The organism is Bradyrhizobium sp. USDA 4501 (assembly GCF_054062115.1).
Genome location: NZ_JBSSEX010000001.1, coordinates 6,185,580 through 6,212,102, shown reverse-complemented (window position 1 = coordinate 6,212,102; position 26,523 = coordinate 6,185,580). Strand labels below are relative to the sequence as shown.

The 26,523-nt window shown below is 65.8% G+C and carries 23 protein-coding genes; 4 read left to right on the top strand and 19 right to left on the bottom strand.

The window, feature by feature from the left end:
- The first annotated feature begins 117 nt into the window (after positions 1-117).
- Positions 118-1,164 carry a uroporphyrinogen decarboxylase gene (gene hemE / locus ACVWZM_RS28565; protein ID WP_057016932.1) on the top strand — a complete coding sequence of 349 codons (1,047 nt, stop codon included), beginning with the start codon at positions 118-120 and terminating at the stop codon, positions 1,162-1,164.
- A gap of 177 nt (positions 1,165-1,341) precedes the next feature.
- Here hemE and ACVWZM_RS28560 read toward each other — a convergent pair whose 3' ends face one another.
- The 3 genes from ACVWZM_RS28560 to ACVWZM_RS28550 are packed head-to-tail and all read right to left on the bottom strand — an operon-like array spanning position 1,342 to position 5,601.
- Positions 1,342-2,955: a GMC family oxidoreductase gene (locus ACVWZM_RS28560; protein ID WP_057016931.1), complete on the bottom strand. Its 1,614-nt coding sequence runs from the start codon at positions 2,953-2,955 to the stop codon at positions 1,342-1,344.
- A gap of 59 nt (positions 2,956-3,014) precedes the next feature.
- Positions 3,015-4,604, bottom strand: coding sequence for a bifunctional 3-(3-hydroxy-phenyl)propionate/3-hydroxycinnamic acid hydroxylase MhpA (gene mhpA, locus ACVWZM_RS28555; protein ID WP_456855408.1), 1,590 nt, complete (start codon positions 4,602-4,604; stop codon positions 3,015-3,017).
- A 1-nt stretch (position 4,605) separates the two neighbouring features.
- Positions 4,606-5,601 carry a VOC family protein gene (locus ACVWZM_RS28550; RefSeq protein WP_456855407.1) on the bottom strand — a complete coding sequence of 332 codons (996 nt, stop codon included), beginning with the start codon at positions 5,599-5,601 and terminating at the stop codon, positions 4,606-4,608.
- 266 nt (positions 5,602-5,867) lie between these two features.
- Between ACVWZM_RS28550 and ACVWZM_RS28545 the strand changes: the two genes are divergently transcribed.
- The gene (locus tag ACVWZM_RS28545) at positions 5,868-7,829 is read left to right on the top strand and encodes a putative bifunctional diguanylate cyclase/phosphodiesterase (RefSeq protein WP_253625548.1); all 1,962 of its coding nucleotides are present in this window, start codon (positions 5,868-5,870) and stop codon (positions 7,827-7,829) included.
- A gap of 31 nt (positions 7,830-7,860) precedes the next feature.
- Here the strand turns inward: ACVWZM_RS28545 and ACVWZM_RS28540 are convergent, their stop codons facing one another.
- From ACVWZM_RS28540 to ACVWZM_RS28510, 7 genes are all read right to left on the bottom strand, one after another.
- On the bottom strand, positions 7,861-8,853 hold the full coding sequence (locus ACVWZM_RS28540; RefSeq protein WP_253625547.1) for a PDR/VanB family oxidoreductase: 993 nt from the start codon (positions 8,851-8,853) through the stop codon (positions 7,861-7,863).
- A gap of 12 nt (positions 8,854-8,865) precedes the next feature.
- Positions 8,866-9,618, bottom strand: coding sequence for a GntR family transcriptional regulator (locus tag ACVWZM_RS28535; protein ID WP_038382468.1), 753 nt, complete (start codon positions 9,616-9,618; stop codon positions 8,866-8,868).
- 15 nt (positions 9,619-9,633) lie between these two features.
- On the bottom strand, positions 9,634-10,665 hold the full coding sequence (locus ACVWZM_RS28530; RefSeq protein WP_456855406.1) for an aromatic ring-hydroxylating dioxygenase subunit alpha: 1,032 nt from the start codon (positions 10,663-10,665) through the stop codon (positions 9,634-9,636).
- A gap of 303 nt (positions 10,666-10,968) precedes the next feature.
- On the bottom strand, positions 10,969-11,958 hold the full coding sequence (locus ACVWZM_RS28525) for a DUF2778 domain-containing protein (protein WP_076826079.1): 990 nt from the start codon (positions 11,956-11,958) through the stop codon (positions 10,969-10,971).
- 261 nt (positions 11,959-12,219) lie between these two features.
- Positions 12,220-14,586, bottom strand: a complete 2,367-nt coding sequence (locus tag ACVWZM_RS28520; protein ID WP_253625544.1) for a putative bifunctional diguanylate cyclase/phosphodiesterase — start codon at positions 14,584-14,586, stop codon at positions 12,220-12,222.
- Positions 14,587-14,723: 137 nt separating this feature from the next.
- Positions 14,724-15,134: a DOPA 4,5-dioxygenase family protein gene (locus ACVWZM_RS28515; protein ID WP_057016923.1), complete on the bottom strand. Its 411-nt coding sequence runs from the start codon at positions 15,132-15,134 to the stop codon at positions 14,724-14,726.
- Between the two features lie 23 nt (positions 15,135-15,157).
- The gene (locus tag ACVWZM_RS28510; RefSeq protein ID WP_076826075.1) at positions 15,158-15,778 is read right to left on the bottom strand and encodes a class I SAM-dependent methyltransferase; all 621 of its coding nucleotides are present in this window, start codon (positions 15,776-15,778) and stop codon (positions 15,158-15,160) included.
- Between the two features lie 183 nt (positions 15,779-15,961).
- On the opposite strand from ACVWZM_RS28510, the gene ACVWZM_RS28505 reads away from it, so the two are divergent.
- The gene (locus ACVWZM_RS28505; RefSeq protein WP_076826073.1) at positions 15,962-16,666 is read left to right on the top strand and encodes a hypothetical protein; all 705 of its coding nucleotides are present in this window, start codon (positions 15,962-15,964) and stop codon (positions 16,664-16,666) included.
- 21 nt (positions 16,667-16,687) lie between these two features.
- Here the strand turns inward: ACVWZM_RS28505 and ACVWZM_RS28500 are convergent, their stop codons facing one another.
- A complete protein-coding gene (locus ACVWZM_RS28500; protein WP_076826071.1) occupies positions 16,688-17,341 on the bottom strand; it encodes a PilZ domain-containing protein in 654 nt (217 codons plus the stop codon).
- Between the two features lie 385 nt (positions 17,342-17,726).
- Between ACVWZM_RS28500 and ACVWZM_RS28495 the strand changes: the two genes are divergently transcribed.
- The gene (locus tag ACVWZM_RS28495; RefSeq protein ID WP_253625543.1) at positions 17,727-18,530 is read left to right on the top strand and encodes an enoyl-CoA hydratase; all 804 of its coding nucleotides are present in this window, start codon (positions 17,727-17,729) and stop codon (positions 18,528-18,530) included.
- A 275-nt stretch (positions 18,531-18,805) separates the two neighbouring features.
- Here the strand turns inward: ACVWZM_RS28495 and ACVWZM_RS28490 are convergent, their stop codons facing one another.
- From ACVWZM_RS28490 to ACVWZM_RS28455, 8 genes are all read right to left on the bottom strand, one after another.
- Complete coding sequence (locus ACVWZM_RS28490; RefSeq protein WP_092089647.1) at positions 18,806-19,588, bottom strand: SDR family NAD(P)-dependent oxidoreductase; 783 nt, start codon at positions 19,586-19,588, stop codon at positions 18,806-18,808.
- A gap of 85 nt (positions 19,589-19,673) precedes the next feature.
- On the bottom strand, positions 19,674-20,591 hold the full coding sequence (locus tag ACVWZM_RS28485) for a DUF1932 domain-containing protein (RefSeq protein WP_253626116.1): 918 nt from the start codon (positions 20,589-20,591) through the stop codon (positions 19,674-19,676).
- A 5-nt stretch (positions 20,592-20,596) separates the two neighbouring features.
- The gene (locus ACVWZM_RS28480) at positions 20,597-21,466 is read right to left on the bottom strand and encodes an ABC transporter substrate-binding protein (RefSeq protein WP_253589261.1); all 870 of its coding nucleotides are present in this window, start codon (positions 21,464-21,466) and stop codon (positions 20,597-20,599) included.
- A 19-nt stretch (positions 21,467-21,485) separates the two neighbouring features.
- On the bottom strand, positions 21,486-22,214 hold the full coding sequence (locus ACVWZM_RS28475) for a TetR/AcrR family transcriptional regulator (RefSeq protein ID WP_076826067.1): 729 nt from the start codon (positions 22,212-22,214) through the stop codon (positions 21,486-21,488).
- A 59-nt stretch (positions 22,215-22,273) separates the two neighbouring features.
- Positions 22,274-23,152: an SMP-30/gluconolactonase/LRE family protein gene (locus ACVWZM_RS28470; RefSeq protein ID WP_456856789.1), complete on the bottom strand. Its 879-nt coding sequence runs from the start codon at positions 23,150-23,152 to the stop codon at positions 22,274-22,276.
- 35 nt (positions 23,153-23,187) lie between these two features.
- Positions 23,188-24,258, bottom strand: a complete 1,071-nt coding sequence (locus ACVWZM_RS28465) for an aldose epimerase family protein (protein WP_456855405.1) — start codon at positions 24,256-24,258, stop codon at positions 23,188-23,190.
- A gap of 2 nt (positions 24,259-24,260) precedes the next feature.
- On the bottom strand, positions 24,261-25,190 hold the full coding sequence (locus ACVWZM_RS28460) for a Gfo/Idh/MocA family protein (RefSeq protein ID WP_253625541.1): 930 nt from the start codon (positions 25,188-25,190) through the stop codon (positions 24,261-24,263).
- A 237-nt stretch (positions 25,191-25,427) separates the two neighbouring features.
- Entirely contained in the window at positions 25,428-26,453 is a 1,026-nt protein-coding gene (locus ACVWZM_RS28455; RefSeq protein WP_456855404.1) for a histone deacetylase family protein, read from the bottom strand.
- Positions 26,454-26,523: the final 70 nt, after the last annotated feature.

The following is a 26,523-nucleotide window of genomic DNA, read 5'->3' as shown; positions in this document are numbered from 1 at the left end:
TCCCTCCATTCGGGGGACAACGCGGCCGCGCAAAGGGGGGTTCCAGAACCGCCTTGGCCCATTGCGCTGCAGCGTGTATCAGGGGCGCAAATTTGACCGTGATCAGGAACTATCCGCGTGCCCCAGGATCCCACCAAGAAGCCGCTCATCGACGTGCTATCGGGCCACCGCCAGGCCGTGCCGCCGCTCTGGATGATGCGGCAGGCCGGCCGCTATCTGCCGGAATATCGCGAGCTGCGCGCCAAGGCCGGCGGCTTCCTCGATCTCTGCTTCACGCCCGAATTCGCCGCCGAGGTCACGCTGCAGCCGATCCGCCGGTTCAACTTCGACGCCGCGATCATCTTCTCCGACATCCTGGTAATCCCCTACGCGCTCGGCCGCTCGGTGCGCTTCGAGGCCGGCGAAGGACCGCGGCTCGATCCGCTGGCAACGCCCGGCGAAATCGCGACGTTGGCAACCGATGCCAACTTCGACACGCTCGAGCCGGTTTTTGAAGCACTGCGCCGCGTCCGTCGCGAACTCGCCCCCGAGATCGCACTGATCGGCTTCTGCGGCGCACCGTGGACGGTTGCGACCTACATGGTGGCCGGACAGGGCACGCCGGACCAGGCACCCGCGCGGATGCTTGCCTACCGCCATCCGGATGCGTTCGCCAAGATCATCGACGTGCTGGTCGAGAACTCGATCCACTATCTCGTCGGCCAGTTGAAGGCCGGTGCCGACTGCCTGCAGATCTTCGACACTTGGGCCGGCGTGCTGCCGCCGCGCGAGTTCGCCCGCTGGGCGATCGAGCCGACCCGGCGCATCGTGGCCGGGGTGCGCAAGCAGGTCCCCGATGCCAGGATCATCGGCTTCCCGCGCGGCGCGGCAGGCATGCTGCCGGCCTATATCGAGCAAACCGGCGTCGATGCGGTCTCGATCGATTGGGCCACCGAGCCGTCGATGATCCGCGAGCGCGTGCAAAGCCGCGTCGCGGTGCAGGGCAATCTCGATCCGCTGGCCCTGATCGCCGGCGGCGCCGCGCTCGACCGCGCGGTGGACGATGTGCTGGAGAACTTCGGCAAGGGGCGGATGATCTTCAATCTCGGGCACGGCATCCTCCCCGAGACGCCGATCGCCCATGTCGAGCAGATGGTCGCACGGGTGCGCGCGTATAAGGGCTGACGTCCAGTCGCCCACTCTATCACCGTCACCGCGCAAAGGCTTCGCCTTTGTCGCTGGAGGAGCGCGCTCTTGCGCGCGTCTCGAAGGGTCGACGGCCCGGAGCTTTCCGAGCCGTCAGACCGGGGCCGTGCATCCTTCGAGACGCGCTACGCGCTCCTCAGGATGACGGATGGCGTCCTACCTCGCATCCTCCAGGATCATGTCCGACGCTTTCTCCGCGATCATGATCGTCGGCGCATTGGTGTTGCCCGACATCAGGTCCGGCATGACGGACGCATCGACCACGCGCAGACCTTCGATGCCGCGCACCTTGAGCCGCTGGTCGACCACCGCGAGCGGATCGTTGCCCATCCGGCAGGTCGAGGTCGGATGATAGACCGTGCTTCCGGTGCGCCGGCAGAAATCGAGCAGGTCGTCGTCGCTGACCACCTTGGCGCCGGGATCGACCTCGCCCACTGAATAGGATTTCAGCGCCGGTGCCGCCAGGATCTTGCGCAGGATACGGATGCCGTCGATGAAGGCGCGGCGATCGGTCTCGGTCGCCAGATAGTTGATGCGGATTTCCGGCGGCACGCCCGGGTCCGCGCTCCTGATCTTCAGCGAACCGCGGCTCTCCGGACGCAGCTGGCAGACCGAGGCCGTGAAGCCCGAGAACGGATGCAGCTGCTCGCCCATCTTGTCGGTCGAGAACGGCAGGAAGTGGATCTGGATGTCGGGCGAGGCAAGCCGCGGGCTGGTCTTGAAGAACGCGCCCGAGGTGCCGGCGGCGATCGTCAGCGGCCCCTTGCGCAGCGCGGCGTAGCGGAGGCCCGCCATGACGCGGCGCACGGGATGATTGATGACGTCGTTCAGCGTGACGGTCTGCGCGCAGCGCGTGACGATGCGGACCTGCATGTGGTCCTGCAGGTCGTTGCCGACGCCGGGCGCATCGAGCACGATGTCGATGCCGTGCTGCTTCAACAGATCGGCAGGGCCGACGCCGGAGAGCTGCAACAATTGCGGCGAGTTGTACGCACCGCTCGATACCAGCACCTCCCTGCGCGCCTTGGCCTTGCGCAATTGCCCGTTCTGCTTGTAGGCGACGCCGCTCGCGCGCTTGCCGTCGAACAGGATGCGCTGCGCCAGCGCCGAGGTCTCGACATGAAGATTGCCGCGCGTCAACGCCGGCCGCAGATAGGACCGCGCCGTCGAGGCGCGCCGGCCGCGCCGCGTCGTGGTCTGGAAGAAGCCCGCGCCCTCCTGGGTCGCGCCGTTGAAATCCGGATTGGTGGGAATCCCGACCTCGGCTGCGGCATGCACGAAGGCCTCCGACAGCGGATCATGATGCCGCCAATCCGACACCGGCAGCGGGCCGCCGGCGCCGTGATAGGTGTTGGAGCCACGCTGCTGATCTTCCGCCTTCCGGAAATAGGGCAGGACGTCGTCATAGCCCCAGCCGGCATTGCCGCGCTGGCGCCAGCGGTCATAGTCCTCATGCTGGCCGCGCACATAGAGCAGGCCGTTGATCGAGCTGGAGCCGCCGAGCACCTTGCCGCGCGGCTGGAACACCTGCCGCCCGTTCAGGCCCGGCTCGGGCTCGGTCTGGTACATCCAGTTGACGGATTTTTCCTTGAACAGCTTGCCGTAGCCGAGCGGCACATGGATCCAGATGTTGCTGTCCTTCGGGCCGGCCTCGAGCAGCAGCACCGAGTGCTTGCCGTCAGCGCTCAGGCGGTTGGCGAGCACGCAACCGGCCGAGCCGGCACCGACGATGACGTAATCATACTCCGCCGCATCGTTATTGTTGTTCACTGGTTTCCCCCGGAATTTCTTTCTTCCGGTGGTACAGACAAAGCGCAGCCTTGAAAAGACTAGTGCCCTGCGCTGAGGTTCTGGAGCAGTTGCCCGACAAGCATACTGAGCTCGCCGGCATTGCGCGCGGCGCCGAAGACGTAGCGGTCCGGCCGCACGATGACGGCCGCGGAGTCATGCTGCCGCATCCAGTCCGCGAACAAACTGTCGCGTTCGATCACGGTCAGGATACCGCCTCGATCGGCGCTTTCGCCTGATGTGGCGATGACGACGCGCTCGCCTGACAGACGCTGCCAGGCGGCAGCGGACGCGTCCGACAGCCACGCCATCCGCTCCGCCGCGGTCGTCACGATCGCGAATTCCGGCTGCAGCAGATCGTCGAGCCGGCACGTCCGCCCATCCGGCGCGCGCACATGCGGCTGCACGAACAGCCGCCCGGCAAGCGCGGCATCGCGCGCGATCAGGCCGGAGACGAGATCGGGGATGAATTTCTGCCTGATGGTTTCGGCCTTGCCGGCCTTCAGGTCGGCGCGCAGCCGCATGTCGCGTTCGACGGCGGCCACCGGATCGAGCTCGCCGATGATCTTGCCGAACTCCTTGGCGCTGGCGACGACGGCGCGGACATGCGGCTTGCGCTCGATCTCGTAACTGTCGAGCAGCGCACCGCCCGCGTCGCCGCGAAGAACCAGCCGCAACTTCCAGGCCAGGTTCACCGCATCGCGGATACCGGCGCACAGCCCTTGCCCGAGGAACGGCGGCGTCTGGTGCACGGCATCGCCCATCAGCAGCACGCGGCGGTCGCGCCAGCGCCGGCCGAGCAGCGCGTGAAAGCGATAGACCGCCGAGCGCCAGATCGTCAGGTCGGAGATATCGGTGAAACCCTTGAGCAGCGTCACGACGTTGTCGGGCGCGCCGGCCGCCTCGGGGTCCTCGCCGGGCAGCAACTTGATCTCCCAGCGTCGCAAATTGCGCGGACCCGGCACGAAAGTGCCGGGACGCGACGGCCAGCAATACTGAAAGCTCTTGGCCGGCCGCTTGGCGGGATCGCTGGTCAGCGTGTCCACCACCATCCACCATTCATCGAAGGCGAGGTCGTCGAGGCCGATGCCGAGCTGCTTGCGGACGAAGCTGTTGGCGCCGTCGCAGCCGACCAGATAGCGCGCGCGGATCAAGAACTCCTCACCGGACTCGCGGCGCGCCGTCAGCATCACCGCGCCATCGTCCTGCTGCAGCGCCACGCCCGTGGCCGCAAGGAAAATGTCGGCATGCGGATAGTCGCAGAGCTTGTCGCGCAGCGCCTGCTCGACGTCCGGCTGCACGAAGGTCACGTTCGGAATCCAGCCGAGCGGGAACGGCGGCGGCATCGGGTCGAAGATCTTGATGATCTCGCCGTCGACGCCGAGATAGTGCGAGCCGTTATGCGGGGCGATCGCCTGCTCCATGAAATCGCCGAGCCCGATCGCCTGCAGCACGCGCAGCGCCTCGTGGTCGAGCGTGATCGCGCGCGGCTTGTCGTAGATGTCGGCAACGCGCTCGACGATGGCGACCCTCAAGCCGGATTTCGCGAGCAGGTTGGCGAAGATGGCACCGACCGGCCCGAGGCCGACGATGGCCACGTCATGGATGGGATTATCGGCTGACAATGACATGCTACTTCGCGAGGTAGCTCTCGAGCGTCAGCGGCTTCGGCTTCACCTCGGGTTCGCGGATCGCGACACCTTCGAACGGCGTCGCCTCCTCGAACCAGGCCTGCCGCGCCGGCAACCCCCACGGGAACGAGATCGTGTGGTCGGACGGATCCCAGCCGACCGGCTCGTTCTCGATGTCCATGATCTGATAGTGGGTGTTGAACAGCTCGACGCGATGCCCGTCGGGATCGCGCATGTAGACATACATCGCGTGTCCCGGCCCATGACGCCCGGGGCCGCGTTCAACCGCCGCGCCATAGCCGAGCTCGCCGGCGACATCGCAGGCGTTGAGCAGATGATGAACTTCGGGCGCGAGAAATGCGAAATGATGCAGCCGCGGTCCGGCGCCGTTGAAGAACACGATGTCGTGCGGATTGCCCTTGCGCTGCAGGAACACGCCGCGCAGGTCGAAGGTATCAGCGGGCGCGATGTATTCGCTGAGCCGGAAGCCTGCCGCGGTGTAGAACTCGCACGCCTTGCGCAGCTCCGGCGTCAGCACCTGGTAGTGATCGAGCCGCAGCGCCGAGCCGCCGGCATGGCGGGTGAATTTGGTGATCATGCGCGACTCGACCGGCATGGTCGCGCAGAACTCCAGCGGCGTGCCGGCCGGATCGGTCGCATGCAGGGTGCGGCCCTGATGCGGCACTTCGGCCCAGGCGGCCCGGCATCCCTGCGCTTCGAAGAAGGCCTTGAGCCGGTCGAGGTCACCGTCCTGAAAGACCCGCAGGCCGAGCCGCGCGCAGGCGGCGCTCTCGCCTTTGCGCAACACAAGGCTGTGATGACAGGCCTCCTCGACGCCGCGGAAATAGAGTGCGCCGCCCTCCTCCGCGGTCAGGATCAGCCCGATCACCTTTTCGTAGAACTGCCGGCTCGCCGCAAGATCACGAACGCTCAGGACGACATGGCTGGCTCGCGTAATACGGAACCCGGGATCGTGGTTCGTGATCGGGAGGCTCATGCGCACCTTCTGGTTTTTGCCGTTCGCGGGAACCCGACTCATTGCGAAAAACCCGCGGGGGATCAAGCAGCGCGGCGCGCGGCAAGCTTTGCCGCTCCGTGACCCCGCGTCACGCACTTGTATCGATTTGTTAGCAATGCCCGCCGGTGGAACCGAAGGAGCGGCCCGCCGCGGCACGGTCCGTTCCAATAGTTCATAGTTTGTCAAAGGTTTGCAGAGAATTCTTCGCCACGGCGCCATGGCCAAACCGGGCAGGCAACGTAGTGATGCGTACCCATCTGAGATCATATTTCGCGACCCTGTTCGCCGGCGACCTCGCGGCCTTCGGTGCACCACCGACGGATGAAGCGCTTGCCGGCCACATCCGCGCCGAACAGGTCTCGCTGGTGCTCGGCTATTCCTTCGGCATCATGCTGGCCAATGCCTGCAACGCGATGGTGCTGGCGATTGCGCTGTGGCAATCGCCGGACTGGGCCTTCGCGCTGGTGTGGGCGGCCGCGGTGGGCAGCGCGGCGCTGTTCTTCGGCCTGCAGGCGCGGGCATCGCGCCGCATCGCCAAGCCGCAATTCGTGTCGCGCCGAACCATGTACCGGCTGGTGCGCAATGCGCTGGCGCTCGGGACGGCCTGGGGCGTCGTCCCCGTCGCCTTCTTCGCGAACGCATCGAGCGGCGCCCAGCTCGTCATCACCTGCCTGTGCGCCGGAATGCTGGCCGGCGGCGCCTTCGCGTTCTCCACCATCCCGATCGCCGCGATTGCGTTCACCGCGCCGATCTTCGTCGGCACCGCGATCTGCCTCGGCCGGGACGGCGATTTCGTCTACCTCCTGATGGCCGTGCTGGTCGTGGTCTACGGCTCGGTGCTGCTGCGCGGCGTGTTCGTCAACGCGTTCGAGTTCAGGCGGCGGATCATCGCCCAGCACGAGGCCGAACGGACGGTGAGGCAGGATCCGCTGACGCATCTGCCGAACCGCGTCGCCTTCAATGAAGCGCTCAACAGCGCACTGAACCGGCTGGCGCGGTCGGGCGAAGAATTCGCGGTGCTGCTGCTCGATCTCGATCGCTTCAAGGAGGTCAACGACAGGTTCGGCCATCCGGCAGGCGACGAGTTCCTGGTGCAGGTCGCGGCCCGGTTGCAGCGCTGCACGCGCGCGGCCGAACATGTCGCACGGATCGGCGGCGACGAATTCGCCCTGATCATGTCGAATCTGGCAAGGCCCGAGGATGCGCTGGCGATCGCCGAACGGTTCGTCGCGGCCTTTGCCGAGCCGTTCCCGATCGACGGGCTGGAGGTCAACCGCATGGTCAGCATCGGCATCGTGCTGGCGCCCCGAGACGGCAGCACGTCCCACGACCTGCTCAAGCATGTCGACATCGCGCTTTACCGGGCGAAGAAATCCGCGCCCGGTACCATCTGCTTCTTCGAGGCTAGCGACGACCGGTCGGCGCGCGACCGCCGCGCCTTGCAGCGGGATCTCGAGCACGCGATCGAGGCGGACGAGCTGTTTCTGGTCTACCAACCGTTCCTCGACATCCGCAAAGGCCGCGTCACCGGCTTCGAGGCCCTGCTGCGCTGGCAGCATCCGACGCGCGGCCTGATCCCGCCGACCGTCTTCATCCCGATCGCCGAGGAAAGCGGGCTGATCCACCAGCTCGGCGAGTGGGTGATCCGCCACGCTTGCGCGATGCTGTCGCGCTGGCCGGATGACATCCGGATCGCGGTCAATTTCTCCGCGGTCCAGTTCCAGAACGTCGGCATCCTGCAGACGATCGTCGACGCTCTGGCCGAGGCGAACGTCGCGCCGAACCGTCTCGAGATCGAGATCACCGAGTCGATGCTGATCTCGAAATACGGATCGGCGCCCGCGATCCTGCACGCGCTGCTCGAGCTCGGCCTGACGGTCGCGCTCGACGATTTCGGCACCGGCTTCTCGTCGCTGACCTATCTGCGCAAGCTGCCGTTCAGCCGTATCAAGATCGATCAATCCTTCATCCGGGACATGCTGACCCAGCCGGACTGCGCCGCGATCGTCAAATCGGTGATCGGCCTCGCGCAGGAGCTGCAGATCGGCGTCGTGGCCGAAGGCGTCGAAACCGCGGATCAGCTCGAATATCTGCGCCAGACCAGTTGCGATGAGGTCCAGGGCTATCTGATCGGGCGGCCGATGTCAGGCAGCGAGATCTCCGCACTGCTCGATCACGATCCGCAGCACTCGGTGCACGCGGCGTAACGCCGATCGACCGTCCGCGCCGATCGGCTCGTCAGGGCGTGTCCGACCGATGCAGGGTGTCGACCGTGATGGTGCCGCGGGCGCGCGACACGCAGGCGCAGATCTTGCGGCTCTCCCGCTTCTGATGGTCACTGAAGAAGACGTCGCGATGGTCGATCTCGCCGTCGACATCGACCACGTCGAGCGCGCAGACCCCGCATTCACCGCGCCGGCAGTCGTTCATCACCTCATGACCGGCTTCGTTGAGCACGTCCAGCATCGACCGGTCGCGCGGGATGACGAACTCGGTCCCCAGCTCAGTCCCCTCGCCCCTGAGCCGCACGCGGAACGGCTCGGTCGGCAGCAGCCCGCTCGATCCAAAGGTCTCGTAGCGCAAGTCGGAGAGCGGGCGGCCGGATTCCTCCCAGGCGCGCCGCGCCGCGTCCAGCATCCGCATCGGGCCGCAGAACAGTGTCATCGTGTCCTGCGGCAGCGCCGAAAAGACGCGCTCGAGGTCGAGCCGCCTGCCTTCGTCGCCGGCGTGGACGGTGAGGCGGTCGCCGAGCGCACGCTCAAGCGGTTCAAGATAGACCGCATCGCCGCGCGTGCGCACGGCATAGTGCAGCGTCACGCCGGCGTCGCGGCGGGCGAGCGCCTGTGCCGCACCGACGATCGGCGTGATGCCGATGCCGCCCGCGATCAGGCAGAACTGCCGCCGCGTCCAGTCGAGCTGCACCAGCGAGGTCGGCAGCGTGATGTTGAGGCGCACGCCCGGCGCGAGCGACCACATGTAGCGCGAGCCGCCGCGGGAATCCGCTGCGCGCCGAACTGCGATCCGGTAGCCCTGCGGATCGACTTCGCCGACCAGCGAATAGGAGCGGGTCTGCGGCTGGCCTTCGATGGTGACGCCGACATCGATATGGCTGCCGACCGGATAGGGCGCGCCCGTAAAGTTATCCGGCCGCAGCAGGAATTCACGGATGCCGGGCGTGAGGTCGCGCACGGCGAGCAGCGTGGCGGGTGTCCAGGTCTCGATGAATCGCATGGCGTTCTCCGCTCAGCCGGCTGCCGAATTGATCAGCGCCAGCGCCGGCAGCAGATCGAGATGGCTGCGGTTGCGCAGCGCCAGCCGCAGATTGCGTGCCGCAAGCCTTGCGTGCTCGCGCATGATCGCCTCGGCGCGCGCGCCCTCGCGGTTCTCGATGGCGTCGACCACAATGCGATGGTGATCCTGCGCGATCAGCAGGATCTGACGCGCCTCGGGCAACGCCGATTGCGCCATCACGAAGCCGCTCGGCGAGGCGAATGGCAGCGCCGAGGCGCGGTCGATCTGCCGGATCAGCGGCGGGCTGCGCGACAGCTCGGTGAGCAGCGCGTGGAAGCGCGCATTGAGCGCGACATAGGACGAAAAGGCTTCGACCGAAATCGGATCCTGCCGCACCAGGCCGTCGATCTCGTTGAGGCATTCCTTCAGCGGCTCGAGATCGCGCGACGAGACGCCGCGCTCGGCGGCGAAGCGCGCGGCCAGTCCCTCCAGCGTGCCGCGCAGCTCGATCGAATCGAGAATGTCGCGCTCGGAAAATGCCTTGACCATGAAGCCGCCGGAAGGGATCGCCTCCAGCAGGCCTTCCTCCTCCAGCCGGACCAGCGCCATCCGCACCGGCGTGCGCGACACGCCGGTGAACTCGACCGCCTGCAGCTCCGAGATCCGCTCGCCGGGCCGCAGGCCGCCGGAGAGAACGAGGTCGCGCAGCGCAAGCTGCGCCCGCACGGTCTGCGACACTGAACGATCGGTCTCGCGTTCCGCCATGGGCTCGCCCCTCGTCTACTTGGCAGCCTGCAGCTGCTGCGGCGGATTTTCCTTCGCCACCATGCGGTCGATGACGCGCCGTGCCCACATTGCGCCGGCGTCGATGTTGAGATTGTAGAACACCCGGTCCGGATTCTCGTCCATCGCCCGCTGCTGCGCTTCCAGGATGATCTCATCCTCATGGAAGATGCCGGCGACGCCGTCGCGGATTTCGCTAGTCAGCCGCTGCTCGGTAATGCGGTGATTGCGGACGAACGCCCAGAAGTAATGGCAGGTCTTCTCGGTCTCGGGCGTGATCGTGTTCAGCACATAGCCGTTGACGCCCTGCGAGCGATCGCCCTCCGGCGCGCCCGAACCGGCCGGCGCGACGCCGACGTCGATGTTGACGGTGCACGGCGCTTCGAAGCGGATGATCTGCCAGCGATCGACCAGGCCCGGCTTCTGCAGCTGCTTGGCCCAGAACGGCGGCGCCTCGATGCCCTTCATCCAGCGCGTTACGGTGACCGTCTTCTCGCCATGGGTGACGTCGAACGGCGCCTCGGCGACCGCATCATTGCCGATGCTCGAGCCGTGCACGAAGGTCTCGTGCGTCAGGTCCATCAGATTGTCGACGACGAGGCGATAGTCGCAATTGACGTGAATGGTCTTGCCGTCGCCGGCCCAGGCCGGGTCGTGGTTCCAGTGCATGTCTGGCACCAGCGCCGGGTCGGCAAGCGCGGGATCCCCCATCCAGAGCCAGATGAAGCGGTGGCGCTCGACGACGGGATAGGCGCGGACGCAGGCCGACGGATTGATCGTCTCCTGCGAGGGCATGAAGGTGCAGCGGCCCTGCGCATTGTATTTCAAGCCGTGATAGCCGCAGACCACGGCATCGCCATCGAGCCGGCCCTTGGAGAGCGGCACGAGGCGGTGCCAGCAGGCATCCTCCAGCGCCACCATCTCGCCGTCGCCCTTCCGGTACATCACGACATGCTTTCCGCAGATCGTCCTCGGCAACAGCGCGTGCTTGATCTCGGCATCCCAGCCGGCCGCGTACCATGCGTTCATTGGAAAGGGTTTTGGCACTGGTCCGCCTCTCAGCGTTTATGAATACGCTATGTATACATCGTGTTCGCAAAATAGGCAAATACGAGGTATCAGGGTATTTATGTCCGATTTTCAGTATACATAATTGCACCGTGTCGGGAAGACAATCAAGCCGGCGCCGCCTCCAGGGAGAGCTGGCGACAACGTGGTGCAATTTTCCGAGACGATGGAAGAAGCAACCAGGCCGCGCTGGAGGCGGTCAGCGGATCGAAGGTTGGACTCTGCAAGAGCCTGCGCAATTTGCCGGAGGCGCCGGCGCGCGGCCTACGAGTTCGACGCCGCGCGGGTCGAGGCCGACTGAACATCCTTGATGTTGATGACGACGGCGATGCGCTTGATCGTGCCGCTGCGGTAGGCCTGCAGGAACTTGTCGTAGTGCTTGACCGAGATGCAGCCGTTGGAGTCGCCATTCGGTCCGAGCATGTAGCTGTGGACCAAGAGGCCAACGCGCCCGAACGTGTCGCTGCCATCGACCGGGGTCATGCGCAGCGCGGGCACGCCGTGGAACAGCTTCTCGCGCGGCTTCATCTCATAGATGCCGGGCGGCGTCGCGCCGGCGTTGCGGGCATTCACATGCGCCGGGTCGTCGAGCAGATTGCCGAGGCCTGAATGCGCCTCGAACTTGGTGCCGTCGGGCATGTACACGACGCGGCCGGTGATGTCGTAGACCGCCGTGGTGCTGTCATAGCCGAGCTTGCCGAGATCGGGGCTCGGACCGGACAACAATCCGTCATTCGGATCGAGCGAGGCCAGCTGCATCTTGCCCGGCATCATGTCGGCAATCTTCTGCAGGAACGTCCGGTTGTCGCCCTGCTGCACCGGCGCCTGTGGCGGTGGCGGCTGATCGTTACGCGCAAGCAGATTGGCCTCGGCCGGCCGCGACCGCGGCATCGGCACGGTGGACGTCGTCGCTGTGGTCGTGGCGGCGACGGACGCCGTCGCCGACTGGCTGGTCGGCAGTTCGGTCTGCGTGTCGCGCAGCTGGCCGGACAGCGCGTCCTCGATCTGGCCGAACTCGGAATTGAAATCGCCGCGGCTCGAACGGAACCCGCGGCGCAGTGGATAATAGAGTGAGGCCGAATTGATCGTGGAGCGAGAGCCGAAGCGATCGTCGAAGTTCAGCGAGGCGGTGGTGTTGGCGAGCGCCGGACCGTGAAGCCATGCGGTGGGGTCGATGCCGACCATCCAGGCGGCAAGGCCAGACGACAGGGCAAGCGCGCTCACGGCAAACGCCGTGCTGCCCACCAGAGACATGCCGCGGCTCGACTTGCGCCGGGCAGGTTTCGTCGTTCGTTGACCCATCAATCCCCAAGTTCGGTGCTCTGGGGCCTGTTACCCGGCCCACCGGGATTCACCGATCACTCATCATATCAGGGAATTAGAGTAAGGCATAATCGAGACAAAGCGCACAACGAGAGGTTTTTTAAACGTTTTTCGGATGGAAAGTGCCAGAGAATCAGCCTTGGGCGGGCTGAATTGACCGAAAATGTCCCGATTCGGGACGATTTCGGCGGCTCAGGCGATCTTTTCTTCCCAGAGAGTGAGCACCGGGACCGGCTTCCCGATGGCGTAACCCTGGGCGTAATCGACCCCGATCTGGCGCAGCTCGTCCAGGATCGCGAGGTTCTCGACAAATTCCGCGACCACCTGCTTCTGCATGATCTTCGCGGTCTTGGTGATCATCTCGACCATCGCCCGATCGACCTTGCTGTTCAGGATCTCCTTCACGAACGAACCGTCGATCTTGATGATGTCGACCGGCAGGTGCTTCAGATAGGCGATCGAGGACATGCCGGTGCCGAAATCGTCGAGCGAGAAGCTGCAGCCGATCTCGCGCAGCCGCGCGATGAACTTCTGCGCCTCGTCGAGGTTCGAGATTGCGCTGGTTTCGGTGATCTCGAAACACACCGATGCCGGCGAAACGTCAAGCTGCGCGAACAGCCCGGCGACGAAGTCGACGAAGTCGCTGTCGCCGATGGTGGCGCCGGACAGGTTGATGGCGTAGCTCGCAATCTTGCGCGGCTGGTGCTTGCGCTCGGCGATGATCTCGAAGGCGCGGCGAACCACCCAGCGGTCGATCAGCGGCATCAGCCCGTAGCGTTCGGCGGCGGGCAGGAAACTGCCGGGCGGCACCAGCGCGCCGCTCTCGTCGCGCAGGCGCAGCAAGAGCTCGCGCCGGTCGTTGCCCTTCAGCACGCCGTTCACCGGGCGGATCTCCTGCTCGTAGAGGCAGAAGCGCCCCTCATCCAGTCCCTTGCGAATGCGATTGACCCAGCTCATCTCGGCAACGCGCACGGCCATGCCGGTGTCGGACGGGCGGTGCTCCTGGACGCGATTGCGTCCCTTGTCCTTGGCAAGGAAACAGGCAACGTCGGCAAGCCGCAACGCGTCCTGCACGCCGGCGCTGTCGGCCAGCCCGACCAGGCCGATGCTCGCGCTGATCCGGAAGCTCGATCCCTCATAAATGAAGTTCGACTGCTCGATCACCGCCCTGACCCGCTCCGCAACGTCGGCAGCGACGTCGTGCGTCGCGGAGCCGTCGTCACGCAGGAGAATGCCGAACTCGTCGCCGCCAAGACGCGCGACGAGGCCGCTGCTGCCGACTTCGGTCGCCAGCAGCCTCGCCACCTGCTTCAGCAACCGGTCGCCCGCCATGTGGCCGCAGGTGTCGTTGACGATCTTGAACTGATCAAGATCGATCAGCATCAGGTCGGCGCCGACGGCCGGCGAGCCCGACATCGCTTTGTGCAGTTCGAACTCGAACTGCCGGCGGTTGGCAAGGCCGGTGAGCGCGTCATGCGAGGCAGCCCGCGCCAATTCCTCGACCAGCCGCCGCTCGGCGGTCATGTCGTGAATGATCATGACGCGGCCGGCCGGTTCTCCGGCATACACGATCGGGGTCTCGACCACCGAGACCGGCACGCTGGAGTGGTCCGGCCGCACCAGGAGCTGCGGCCGGCTTTCGTCGTCGGCGTCGAACGATCCGCGCACCGGCTGTTCGGCAATGTTGAACAGCGACGACAGCGGCCGTCCCGTCACCTCCTGCCCTGCCGCGATGAGCCGCTGCGCGGCGGCGTTCATGTAGTCGACCCGATCGTCCTGCGTCGTCACGATGACGGCATCGCCGATCGACGCCAGCGTGAGCTGGGCGCGCTCCTTCTCGACCGCGAGCGCGGTCTCGGCAAGCCAGCGCCGCCACAGCATCCGCCGCGTATGGACCAGCACGATGCCGGCAAGGCAGGCCGCGATCACGAGGTTGACCAGCAGCAGCAGCGCGGAGACCTGACGCGACGCCTTGCCCAGATGATCGGAGAAATCGACGGCGAGCGTGCTCAGCGCCGCATCAACCGTACCGATCCGTTCGGCCCAATGCCTGATGGTCGCAGCCGACGGATCGTGCAGCGCGACGTCGCTCGCCGCCTCGTTCCGGATTTCAATCAGCTGATCGAGCAGCGCACCCGAATTGCGCCATGCCGTCACCGCGCCGGCCACGTGGTGCATCGTGCGGAAATATTTGAACAGCCAGATCAGGCCGCCGATGTCGTCATCATGATTACCTGCCCTGGCGAAGCCGGCCCTCGCCACCGCGTCATTGTCGCCCGGCGCTTCCAGCGCGCGCCGCGCCGTGCGATCGGCCAGCGGCACCGCGATCGCGGCATCGAACTTCTGCAGATAGATCGGCGCACCGGTGCTGACATAGGTCTGCAGGTAGTGGATGGCGTCCTTCTGCCCCTTCGACCACATGCTTTCGCCGGCCACATAGGCCCTGACCGCGGACATCACCTGCAGGCTGCCCGTCGACAGGCCGCCCAGCAGCAACACGATGGCCAGCAGCGGTCCCACCACCCGCCACAACGACCAGCTTCGAAACGAAAAGAACATGCCCAATGCGCCCCGACCCTGAAATTTATCGGGTAGCCTAGGAATGGTGACTTAACCTCACGTTGCAAAACGCGATGAGTTTGAAACGACTTGGCTGCAGCACAATTGCGTCAAACTTTACGCAACAGCCGCGACGCTCAGGGACGCAGTGTCGGCGACGTGTTCGGCGTCGGCGCCTGCTCCATCTCCGCCTCTTCGGGCAGCTTGTCGGCGTGGACGGCGAGCGGCGTGCCGATCCAGAGCGGATCGTCGTGGTGGTCGCGGCGCGGATTGGTGGTGTTGGGATGGACCAGGATGCTTAGGCTGCCGTGGTTCAGCATCAGCCACGGCACCAGGGTCGGGAACAACTCGGCCGCAAACGCCACCTGATACATCGCCTGATCGTGCGGGCCGACCTTGACGTCGTGCCAGCGTCCGAGCGTGACCAGAAAGCGCTCGCCGATCCAGTTGCGCAGCCGCTCCGCCTCGTCCCGGCTGGCCGCGGGGTCGTAATAGACATGGGCGTGGTAGCTCGCGATCTCGCCGATCATCCGTGGCGCGTCCGTCATCTCACCTCTCCCTCCGCGGCCGGTCACTTGCGCCGCAGCACACTGAACTGGAACGACTGCGTCGCGCCCCAGGGCGTGACGTGCCGGTGCGCCTCATGCGCGATCAACTCGAATGCCGGACCAATGGTCCTGCTGAGCGTCGCGGGGTCATAGCGCTGCACCGGCAGGCCGCTGCACTTCTCCGGGCCATCCAGCGCGAAGGTGCCGATCACGGCGTGCCCGCCTGCTTTGACGCCGCGATGCAGCCGGTCGAGATAAGCTGCACGGTCTGGTTCCTCGACCAGGAAGTGAAACGCCGCGCGATCGTGCCAGATGTCGAAGGTCTGCTGCGGCTGCCAGACCGTTGCGTCACCTACGATCCAGTGCACCGCGTCACCTGCTGCGCCGATCCGCTCCCGCGCGTTCGCCAGTGCCGCTTCAGAGAGATCGAGCAAGGTCACATCATGAAAGCCGCTCGCCAGCAGCGCATCGACAAGTCGCGAAGCTCCGCTGCCGACGTCGACGATCGAGGCGTCGCGGCCGGGCGCAACCGTTTCGATCAGGCGCAGCGATGGCTGCGGATCGGCCTGCGACCAGCTCACCTGTTGCTCTCCCTTGGTCAGATAGACAGTCTGCCAATGCGATTGCCAATCAGAAGCGGTCATGGCGATAGGTCCCGAAAGCGGCAACAACCTGCGTTGCGCCATTAACCATCAGCTAGGCGCGGCGGTCTCTCGCGTCAACCGGCAGCGGCGGGCACGCACGGCGGCGTAGCAGCAAATGCCGCATTTGCTTCGCCGCATTTTCCAACTAACCTGATAGCCGGGTTGAGATCAGGACGTCCGGGGATGGCCAATTTCGGCTGGACACGCGGCAACAAGCCTGCACAAGCGGAGGACGCCGCCAGCGACTTGCGCGGCCTTACCGATCCATTGGCGTTTGTCGCCGCGCTCGACAAGGTGGTCCCGCGCTATCTCGATCTCGCCGACAATGGCGTGCTGGTCTATCCGGCCTGCAAACGCAAGTCCGGCGATCTGCTCGGCGACATCAGTGCGATCTGGGAGCACACGCGGCTTGAAGCGATGCGCTATGTCCCGATGGTGCCGCGGCAGGACATCTCGCTGCTGGTCGATCCGGCCCGCCAGGCGGAGATGATCGATGCTTTCCTGCGCCAGCGCGCGCACGACAAGACCGTCGTCGATTTCACCGGCACCGCGATCGAAGACTACGGGATTGCGATCTACGCTGGCCTGAACTGGCTGAACCATTGCGGCGCGCTCGTGGGCGCCGATCCGCAAAAATTTTCCGGCACGTTGCGGAGCTTCCGCAGAGTCATGGTGGTCGCCCAACAGTGGTGGGCGATCGACGGCGCGGCCGAGCGTTGCCGGCAACTGCTGGAAGCGCGCGAACGGCCACCGCTGGTGTTCTTCCTGATGTGGGCCGAATGCACCAATTTGGCGCGGGAGATCGCGATCGCGGCGGCCGGTCCAAATGCAACCGAGCACACTATCTCGCGGATGCGCGCGGCCGAAGACCCGGAACAGCTGACCTAGGGAGCCGGCGGATCCCGGCCGTCAGGCGACAGGGTTCCCGTCGGCCGACGCTTGCTGCAATTCCTTGGATTTGCGCGAGATCAGGCGGGCCAGTTCGCTCTGCTTGTAGGTCTCGACGAACTTGATGGCGAAGCCGTTCGGCAGATGCCGGACCACCCGCCCGACGCAGGCGCCGATCGCAAGCGGCATGCCGACCGGCGGCTGCGCCTCGGAGGAGACCGCCGCGCCGGACAGCGACATGTCGATGATGAAGCAGCTCTGCATGGTGCCGTCCGCCAGCGTCAACATGGCATGCGGCGCGACGGGAACGAAACGCGGGTTGTTGCGCGCCTCGCGGATGCTCGGATCCTTTTGCTTCTTCTCGATCCAGGTCAGCTTGTCGGCGAACTTCTCACGCATGGCATGCGTCATCTCGAGCTCGAGCAGGAAGCTGCCGCTCATCGTGTCGGTGATGCAGCCCTCGAATTTGCCGAACTCCTCGAAATACGAAGTCAGCCGGTCGCCGACCTTGCCGACGACGGGCACGTCCACGATCATCCGGAACGGCGAGACGCGCGTCGTGCGGCAGGCGAAGGTGCGCAATTTGCCCTGGGCATCGTACCAGTTCGGCAACGTGTAGCTGCCATTGACGGTGATCTTGACCGCGCGTTGCTTGAGAAACTTTTCGACGGACACGACTGAACCTCGCCCGAGGCGATGTGAGTGCACGGAGGTCGGGATTGACCGGCTTCACTGCCGGTCCGGTGGTGGGGAAGTCCGCTACCGACGCGATGGTAGCGGGCAGCTGCGGCACGCATCCCAGCGCGTGGCGGAATGGTCCTGGCGCGCAGGTGCGTACAGCCATACCGTCGAAAAACTAGGAAAAAGTTAAACCGGGACGGAGCGTCGGCGGCGCACTCCATGGCGCAACCGTTTCGCGGCGGTTTATTTTGCGAACCGTACAACTGCCGGGAGAGTTGCCGCCCGGCAATGCAATCGCGCCGTGCTCCAAACCGCCTGCCCCGGCTGTCGGCCGGGTGCTAGCCTTCGCTCGATCGGTCCGGACCCTCATAGGCTCAACATGTCAAACAAATCGCTTGCCGACGGCAAGATCCTGCAGGACGTCGTCGACGGTGTCGGCGTCATCACCTTCAACAATCCCGACAAGCGCAATGCGATGTCGCTGGAGATGTGGGAGGGGCTCGGCGAGGCGCTGACGGCGTTGCGCGACGAGCCGGCTGTCCGCGTCGTGATCCTGGTCGGCGCCGGCGACAAGGCGTTCGTATCAGGCGCCGATATCAGCCAGTTCGAGAAGACAAGGCACAACGCCGAGGCCTCCGAGGAATATTCACGGCGCAGCGCCGCCCAGCGCACCCTGCTCGCCGACTATCCGAAGCCGACCATCGCCTGCATCCGCGGCTTCTGCCTCGGCGGCGGCATGCAGGTCGCGATGCTGACCGATATCCGTATCTCCGGCGCCAGCGGCCAGTTCGGCATTCCCGCGGCCAAGCTCGGCATCGCCTATGGCTATGACGGGCTGCGCCATCTGGTATCGCTGGTCGGCCCGTCCTGGGCGCGGCTGATCATGTATACGGGCATGCGGATCGATTCCGCCGAGGCGCTGCGGATCGGCCTCGTCGATCGCGTGCTGCCGGACAACGAGCTCTGGGACGCGACCATAGAGATCGCGCGCACCATTTCGGGCAACGCGCCGCTGGCGATCAAAGCCGCCAAGATCACCATCGCGCAGGTGCTGAAGGATCCCGCCGATCGCGACATGGCGGCGATCAAGCAGGTCGGCATCGAATGCATGGACAGTGCGGACTTCCGCGAAGGCCGCAACGCTTTCATGGAGAAGCGCAAGCCGCAGTTCAAGGGCCGGTAGCGGCGTCCTCATCCTCACCGGTCATCGCCCGGTTCAACCGGGCGATCCAGTCCGCGGCGGCCCATCGGCTCAAGCACGACCGCCTCTGGAATATCACCCGCATGCGCATGCGCGGGTGATGACGCCGGATGACGATCGCACGATTTCTGAATAATGGAAGAATGCCGCTGATTTGCCCGACGTGTCAAGTCGCCTGGTCGAACGCCGGCGCCGGCGGCTCCTTTGCATGGGGTTGTTTTCGATATTTTGGCAGTGTGCTCGCGGTTGAACCTGCCCTACTTCTTCTCGCTGACCGGGACCGTGTAGTTCAGGATCAACCGCCCGCCGTCGGGATAGATGGTCTGGCCGGTGATGTAGGAGGCATCGTCGCTGGCAAGGAATGCCACGACGGCAGCGACCTCGCTCGGCTCGCCGCAGCGGCCGGCCGGCGTCCGCGACAGCACGCTGCGCCGCGCATCCTCGGACGAGAAGATCGCCGTCGCCACCATCTCGGTCAGGATCGTGCCGGGTCCGACCGCCACGACGCGAATGCCGTGCGGCGCCAGCGCCACGGCGGCGACCGAGGTGAGCTGCTTCATCGCGCCCTTGGACATCGCATAGGTCGCGAGCGAGGGGATCGCGAGCAGCGCGTTGACCGAGGACATGTTGACGACGACGCCGCCACCGCCCTGCGCGATCATCTGGCGCGCCGCAGCCTGGACGCCGAAGAACGCGCCCTTGAGGTTGATGCCCATCACGTCGTCGAATTCGGCCTCGCTGATGTCGAGGAAGTCGCGGTTGCGCGCGACGCCGGCATTGTTGACCATGACGTCGAGCCGGCCGAACTCCTTCACCGCGGTCGCGACAATGCGATCGACATCGGCGCGCTTGCTGACGTCGGCCTCGACCGCCCGCAACTGATCGATATGTCCGAGTTCCTGGGCGGTGTGGACCAGCCCTGCAGCGTCGACATCCGAGATGACGACCCTGGCGCCGTCGGACAGGAAGCGCGCCGCGCAGGCCTTGCCGATGCCGCGTGCCGCCCCCGTGATGGCGACGACCTTGCCGGAATTCTTCATGGGAGTGCCTCCAGAACAAACTGTTCATGGAGCAATAGCGCATTGCGCGTCGGCAGGGAACGCGGCGGATTCTCCGGGCGAGACCTTACGACTTGATGCGCGCGAGAATCCGGTCGGCCTCGGTACGCCAGTCGGCGCTGCGGGCGAAGTCCGGCGTTCCCCTGGGTCCGAACACGCCCTCATCGGCAAGGTCGGCGATCCAGCCCTGCCGCTCGGCGGTGCCGGAGGCAGACCATGGCGTCAGCCCGGCCTCGCGCACGGTCTCCGCCACCTCGCGCACCTCCTCGGCGCGCCGCCGGCCGTGCTCGATCACCCGCTGAAAGAAATAGGCGCCCTGCTTCTCCCAGTCGATCGACGGAAAGGTCTCCTTGAGCGAGGCGAGCACCGCATCCTCGACGCCATAGGCGCGCGCGGTGGTGAAGCTCTCGATCACCATGGCCTCCAGCCCCTTGATCATGATGCTGCGACACATCTTGACTGCAGAGGAGACCCCAAGCTCGTCGCTTGCGACCTTCGCCGCAAAACCGAGCGCGACCAGCAGCGGCGCCAGCTCCCGCGCGCCTTGGCCGCCGAGCAGCAGCGGCACCCTGATCCGGTACGGCGGCAGCGAAGTCATCACCGCGCCTTCGACATAGCGGCCACCGGCGCCGTCGATGTGCGCCGCCGCGCGCTGCTTGGCGCCGGGCGAGGCCGAGTTGAAATCGAGAAACCAGACCCCGCTCTGGATCCCGGGCGCGCAGGCCGCGGCCACCGGCACCGCCTGGCTCGCCGTCACCGCCGAGATGATGAAATCGGCCCGCGCCGCGAGATCGGCATGGGATTGCGCGAGCTCGACGCCGATCTCGGCCGCGTGTGCGCGCAGCGCCGCGCCCTGCCCGCGGTCAAGCTTGATGTCGTAGGCCGAAACCCTCACGCCCTGCTGGCGCAGATCCTCGGCAAGGATGCGACCGACCTCGCCATAGCCGAGCATGCCGACCTGCCATTGCCGCGGATCGCCGGAGATTGTCATCAGTTCAAGTCCCGTGTTGTGTCGTCGAACAGCTCATCGACCGTGACGCGCCGGGGGATCAACGCCTGCTGGACGCAATAGTCGATCATCAATTCGAGCGGCTTGCGGTTCGCCGCAACGCCGAACGGCAGCAGGTCCGGCATGCTGGGCGGGCCGGCCGCTGCCTTGCCGCGCTTGAGCAGCTCGTACAGGCTCCGCACCACGTCCGGCCGCGACGCCGCAAGCCGCGATGTCACCACCACCAGATGATTGACCGGCACCACGCCGTGCCGCTGATACCACAGGGACGCCTCTCGGGCTGGATCGGCGAACAGCGGCTTGAGCTCCGGATCGCTGGAGGTCTCGCCCAGCACGGCGTCGACCTCGCCGTCCCCCAGCATCTGGACGATTGTCTTGCCTTTCGGCGCGCGCTCGGTGCTGTCGACATATTCCGCAACATGTGGATCCTCGAACGTGACCCAGTTGATCCTGTCGAGGTTCACGCCATGGTCATTGGCAAGGATGCCGCGCATCCATGCCCCGGTCGTGGTCGTGAACGAGCGGATGCCGACCCGCTTGCCTTCGAGATCGGCCGGCTCAAGCGTACCGAGGTCGGCGCGATAGAGCGCATGGCCGTGCTGGAAGCGGCCGACCATCGCCGCCGGCAGCAGCACCAGCGGCTTGCCGTGCGCCCTTGCCATCAGATAGGTCACGATCGCCATCTCGCAGACGTCGAAGGCCTGCTCGCGCACCATCGGCTTGAACGCGGCGTTGGTCGGCGTGAATTCTTTGAAGTCGAGATCGAACAGCTCGGAGCGAAGCTCACCGTTCTTCACCGCCCGGATGTGCGGATGATTGCCGAGCACGGCGCGCAGCCGAAGTTTCTCCATCGCGACAAGCTCCGGACGTTCAGGTCACCACTCGGCCCGGATTCGCGCCCGGGATCTTGCGGGGCGCCCCTTCGTCGAGCGGCGCGGCCTGCAACGCGGCAACGGTGGCGCGCACCAGTTCCTCGATGGCGTGGCCGGCATCGGAGCCGTCGGCGCTGCCGCGCGACAGGCGCGAGACGCGCTCCGGCGTCACCAGCGTGTAGTAGAGCGCGCCGAGCAGGAAGTGGCTGCGCCAGACCAGATCGGTACGCGGAATATGCGGCAGGCTTTCATGAATCGCGTCGATGAAGGCATGACTGGTGTCGTCGAAGGTCTGCGCGATGATCTTGCGCACGACCTCATTGCCCTCGGCCGACATGATCGCGCGCAATCGCGTGAACCGCGTTCCGCCGCCGGCAAGATCGCTGCCGGACGTAAAGGCCGGCAACACATAGGCGCGCACGATCGCCTCCAGCCGGTCCTGCAGATCGCGCACCCGCCGCGCCGCCGCCAACAGCTCGGAGCGCCGGCGGTTCATCGGGCCGCAATGGCGCCGATAGATTTCCAGCAGCAGGCCGTCCTTGGTCCTGAAATGATAGGTCACGCTGCCCGGATTGGCGCCGGCGGCCTGCGCGATGTCGCGTACCGAGACGGCGTTGAAGCCGTAGGTCGAGAACAATTCCTCCGCCGCGGCGAGGATCGCCTCGCGCATGTTCGGCTTGCGGGCGCTGGCGGCCTTCACGTCAGACCTGGCAGGTTTGCGGACCATATTTGTACTATCGTCCAAATAATCCGGTCGCGTCAACAACGCCGCGCGGCACCCATCCGTCAGGATAGTTTGACGTCAGGCTCTGCCCGACCGCGCGCGGCGGCCTCGAGCAGGAACGTCCTGCCACGCTCGGGATCGGCCGCACGCTGCGCCTCATCCATGTCCTGCCAGGCCGAAGTGACCAGCACGCGCGAGAAGTCGCGGCCGACGAATGCCGGGCAGCTCGATTGCCTCGCGGGTACGCGCAGCGAACGCAGATGCCGGCCGGCGGGATCGTAAACGTCGACGCGACCGCCACCCCAGCGCGCGTTCCAGATCAGGCCGTCGGCATCGACGATCGCGCCGTCGAGGCCGCCGCTGCCTTGATGCCTGATCAATTCGATGGGTTCACCGGTCGGCAGTCCTGTTGATGGATCGAGCGGCACGCGATGCAGCACATTGGTTGCGGTATCGGCGAAATAGCCGATGTCGCCCGCGGGCGAAAAGCAGATCGCATTCGGGATGGTGATCCCGGGATAGAGTCGCACGATGCGGCCCCGGTGCAGCGCATAGATCGCGCCGGCACCCTGCTCGGCATGGCGCTCCATGGTGCCGAGCCAGAACGTGCCCGACGGATGCACACGCGCGTCGTTGGAGCGCGTCAGCGGATTGTCGGCCTCCAGCGCAGCGAACAGCTCCAGGCGGCCGTCTGCAACGTGCCGTACATAAAGTCCATCTTCGGCAAGGATCAGCTGCCGCTCGCCGTCGATCCGCGCCAATGCACTCGCCATTTTCGGCAATCCGTGGATGACGGTGCGGCCACCTGCAAATCGATGCTCGAACAGGCGGCGCTCGCGGATATCGAACCACCAGGCGGTGTCGGTCGCCGCATCATAGGTCGGGCCTTCGCCGAGATGGCAACGCTCCGCCGACAGCACCGATGTCGGCACCTCTTCCATCAGCGGCTCGGCGGCACGGTCGGTCATGGCGTCACTCACGCGGTTGAGAAGCGGTAGACGATGCTGCGCCGATAGAGCTGTCCTGGATCGAGCCGCGCCGACGGGAAGTCGGGCCGGTTCGGCGTATCCGGCCAGGCATGCGGCTCGAGACAGAGCGCGTCGGATTGCCGGTACAGACGATCGCCCTTGCCGGCGGTCGAGCCGTCGAGGAAATTGCCGGAATAGAACTGCAGTCCCGGCTGATCGGTGAACAGCTCCATCACGCGGCCGCTGTGCGGCGCCTCGAGGCGCGCAGCAAGGCAAAGGCCCGCCCCCTTGGCCAGACAGAAATTGTGGTCATAGCCGCGCCCGAGCCGCAGCTGCTCGTCATTCATCCTGATCCGCGCGCCGATGGCTGTAGGCTTGCGGAAGTCGAACGGCGTGCCGTCGACCGGCCGCGGCGGTTCGTGGAGCGGCATCGCCGTGGCATCCACCGCGAGGAAATGGTCGGAGACGATCGTCAGCCGGTGATCGAGGATCTGCATGCCCGAGCGCGCGCCCTCGAGATTGAAGAAACTATGATTGGTGAGATTGAGGCATGTCGGCCGGTCGGTCGTCGCCTCGTAGGTGACCGAGAGCTCCATCGGACTGCGCACGCGATAGGTCACGCGCGCCGCGAGATTGCCCGGATAGCCCTCCTCGCCATGCGGGCTCTCGCGCTCCAGCACCAGTGTCGGTCCCGGATCATCCGATAGTTCGACGATCCGCCACAGCTTGCGATCAAAGCCCTGCAGGCCGCCGTGCAGCGCGTTGGGACCGTTGTTGGCGTCAAGCTGCACGGTCTCGCCATCGAGCAAGAAGCGCGCACCGGCGATCCGGTTGGCATAGCGCCCGATCGTCGCGCCGAAGAATTTGCGCTGTGCGAGATAGCCGTCGAGCTCATCGTGGCCAAGCACGATGTCGTCGCAATGCCCGTCACGATCCGGCGCAAGCAGCGCCTGCAGCGTGGCGCCGAACGGAAGGATGGCGGCCTCAAAACCATGTTCGCCGCGCAAGATCACGCGCTCGACCACGGTGCCGTCGTGCAATTTGCCGAAGGGAGCGCGACCAATGCTGGCTGATGTCATTGTCAGTCCTCGAACGCCTCGACCAGGCGCCGTCGCCCGAGCATGAAGCTATCGGCGACAAGCCGCAAGGGCGCGAGGTCGACATCGGATTTTCCTTCCGAGGTCAGCGCGACGAAGCGGCGGTACAGCGCGGGATATTCCTCATCCGGCGCATCGACCACCAGCCTGCCGCCATCGCGCAGTTGCCTTCCACCTTTCGACAGCGTCACGGGCCCGGCCTCGGTTTCGCACAGGATGTCCCAGCTCGGCGATCCGGTCTGGCGGAAATCGAATTCGGCGTGAATTGGCAAGCCGCCCGCGTCGGAGAGTTCGATCTCTGCCGCAATCGGCGCCTCCCGATTGGACGGAAAGTCCAACGCCGCGCTCCTGATAAAGACCGCACGCGGCAGGATCTCGGTCAGGATCGACAGCGCGTTGATGCCGGGATCGAACACGCCGAAGCCACCCGCCTCGAAGATCCAGGCCTGGCCTGGGTGCCAGACGCGCACGTCTTCCTTCCAGATGATGGTGACCTTGTTGATGGTGCGTCTCGCGAGCAATTGCCGCGCAGGACCGACCGCGGCCGCATAGCGTGAATGCCATGTGGCAAACAATGTCCGACCCGCCTCCTGCGCGGCCGCGATCAGCGGCTTGAGTTCGCTTAACGTCGTGCCCGGCGGCTTCTCCAGCAGCACGTGCTTGCCCGAGGCGAGCGCGGCGGCGGCCTGCGCGTGGCGCATCTGCGGTGGCGTACACAGCGCGACCGCGTCGATCTCCGGCCCGTCGCGCAACAACTCCTGCAAATCACGGAAATGCGGCAGGCCGGGCGGGGTCTTGACGGGATCGGCCACCGCAACGAGAGCCACGCCTGACGTCTTCGCGATCGCAGGCACGTGCTGCCGGCACGCGATCTCGCCATAGCCGACGATGGCGATGCGAAGCAGGTCACTCATGGCCGTCCTCGCGTTGCTGTCCACCTGGCCGGCTGAAGTCGCCAGGCAGAATCATAAGCCAGCGCCGAATACCAACGGCATGATGTGATTTTGGTTGCGGACACGCAAGTCCACGACGTTCTGTTGCGCGCCTCGCGGCCGGGGTATCGGCTTTGACCAATCAAGGCCGATGCTCCGGATTCCGGCCTTGACGGGCTTTGTTCGCGCGGACCGGTCGCCACCTCGCCCAAAGCCGCGCTAGCGCGCGGCCTCAAACCCGCCGAGCACTGCCGTCAGATTGGCGCCGAGGATGTCGGAGAGATAGCCGCCCTCCTGCACCAGCACCGTCGGCAGTCCGAATCGGGCCAGTCCCTCGCCGATACGACGGAAGCCGTCGGTGGTGACGGCGAGACCGGCGAGCGGGTCCTTCTCGGAGGCGTCGAGACCGAGCGCGACCACGAGCGCGGTCGGGGCGAAGGAGCGGATCGCCTTCTCCGCCACCGCGAGCGCCTTCATGTAGTCGTCGTCACCGGTGCCCTTGGCGAGGGGAATGTTGAGATTGGTGCCGAAGCCACCTGCGGCGCCGCGCTCATGCGCATAGCCCCAGACGAAGGGGTAGAAGAACGACGGATCGGCGTGGATCGAGACGGTGAAGACATCCGGCCGCTCGTAGAAGATGCCCTGCGTGCCGTTGCCGTGATGCACGTCGACGTCGAGGATCGCGACGCGCTCATGCTTCTGGCGCAGATGCTCGGCCGCGATCGCGCTGTTGTTGAGGAAGCAGAAGCCGCCGGCGAGGTCGCGATAGGCGTGGTGACCGGGCGGGCGGCAAAGCGCGTAGACGGCGTCCTCGCCGTCGAGCACCATCTGCGCGGCGGTGACCGCCACGTCGCTCGCGGCGCAGGCGCCGGCCCAGGTGCCGGGACCGATCGGGGCTGCGGTGTCCATCGTGTGCCAGCCGAGCTTGCCGACGATATGAGCAGGGTACGTGCCGGCATTGCGCACCGGGTGGATGTTCGCGATCATCTCCGGTCCGGCATTGCCGAGCGCCGACCATTCGTCCCAGGCGTCCGCGAGAAAGCTCAGATATTCCGGACTGTGCACGCGCGCCCGTGGCCCCTGCCCGAACTTGGTCGGCTCGATCAGCGTGTGCTTGCCGGCCTTCAGGCCCGCCAGCAGGCGGTCGGCGCGTTCGGGCTGTTCGGTGGTACGCTGGACCACACCGCGGACAAGGAAGAATTGCGGATCATGGCTGCGGTGCAGATCACTGTAGACGGTCTTCACGGGGACACTCCTGTTGGATCGGCGGCTGAGCTGGACAGAGCGAGGGCAATGTGCCGCACGCAAGCTCTGG

What these genes read in the sequence shown, in the direction of transcription:
- mhpA (WP_456855408.1), bottom strand. Translation starts at nt 4,604, where the DNA reads ATGTCATTGTCAGCCGATAATCCCATCCATGACGTGGCCATCGTCGGC.
- ACVWZM_RS28550 (WP_456855407.1), bottom strand. Translation starts at nt 5,601, where the DNA reads ATGAGCCTCCCGATCACGAACCACGATCCCGGGTTCCGTATTACGCGA.
- ACVWZM_RS28545 (WP_253625548.1), top strand. Translation starts at nt 5,868, where the DNA reads ATGCGTACCCATCTGAGATCATATTTCGCGACCCTGTTCGCCGGCGAC.
- ACVWZM_RS28540 (WP_253625547.1), bottom strand. Translation starts at nt 8,853, where the DNA reads ATGCGATTCATCGAGACCTGGACACCCGCCACGCTGCTCGCCGTGCGC.
- ACVWZM_RS28535 (WP_038382468.1), bottom strand. Translation starts at nt 9,618, where the DNA reads ATGGCGGAACGCGAGACCGATCGTTCAGTGTCGCAGACCGTGCGGGCG.
- ACVWZM_RS28530 (WP_456855406.1), bottom strand. Translation starts at nt 10,665, where the DNA reads ATGAACGCATGGTACGCGGCCGGCTGGGATGCCGAGATCAAGCACGCG.
- ACVWZM_RS28525 (WP_076826079.1), bottom strand. Translation starts at nt 11,958, where the DNA reads ATGTCTCTGGTGGGCAGCACGGCGTTTGCCGTGAGCGCGCTTGCCCTG.
- ACVWZM_RS28520 (WP_253625544.1), bottom strand. Translation starts at nt 14,586, where the DNA reads ATGTTCTTTTCGTTTCGAAGCTGGTCGTTGTGGCGGGTGGTGGGACCG.
- ACVWZM_RS28515 (WP_057016923.1), bottom strand. Translation starts at nt 15,134, where the DNA reads ATGACGGACGCGCCACGGATGATCGGCGAGATCGCGAGCTACCACGCC.
- ACVWZM_RS28510 (WP_076826075.1), bottom strand. Translation starts at nt 15,778, where the DNA reads ATGACCGCTTCTGATTGGCAATCGCATTGGCAGACTGTCTATCTGACC.
- ACVWZM_RS28505 (WP_076826073.1), top strand. Translation starts at nt 15,962, where the DNA reads ATGGCCAATTTCGGCTGGACACGCGGCAACAAGCCTGCACAAGCGGAG.
- ACVWZM_RS28495 (WP_253625543.1), top strand. Translation starts at nt 17,727, where the DNA reads ATGTCAAACAAATCGCTTGCCGACGGCAAGATCCTGCAGGACGTCGTC.
- ACVWZM_RS28490 (WP_092089647.1), bottom strand. Translation starts at nt 19,588, where the DNA reads ATGAAGAATTCCGGCAAGGTCGTCGCCATCACGGGGGCGGCACGCGGC.
- ACVWZM_RS28480 (WP_253589261.1), bottom strand. Translation starts at nt 21,466, where the DNA reads ATGGAGAAACTTCGGCTGCGCGCCGTGCTCGGCAATCATCCGCACATC.
- ACVWZM_RS28475 (WP_076826067.1), bottom strand. Translation starts at nt 22,214, where the DNA reads ATGGTCCGCAAACCTGCCAGGTCTGACGTGAAGGCCGCCAGCGCCCGC.
- ACVWZM_RS28470 (WP_456856789.1), bottom strand. Translation starts at nt 23,152, where the DNA reads ATGGAAGAGGTGCCGACATCGGTGCTGTCGGCGGAGCGTTGCCATCTC.
- ACVWZM_RS28465 (WP_456855405.1), bottom strand. Translation starts at nt 24,258, where the DNA reads ATGACATCAGCCAGCATTGGTCGCGCTCCCTTCGGCAAATTGCACGAC.
- ACVWZM_RS28460 (WP_253625541.1), bottom strand. Translation starts at nt 25,190, where the DNA reads ATGAGTGACCTGCTTCGCATCGCCATCGTCGGCTATGGCGAGATCGCG.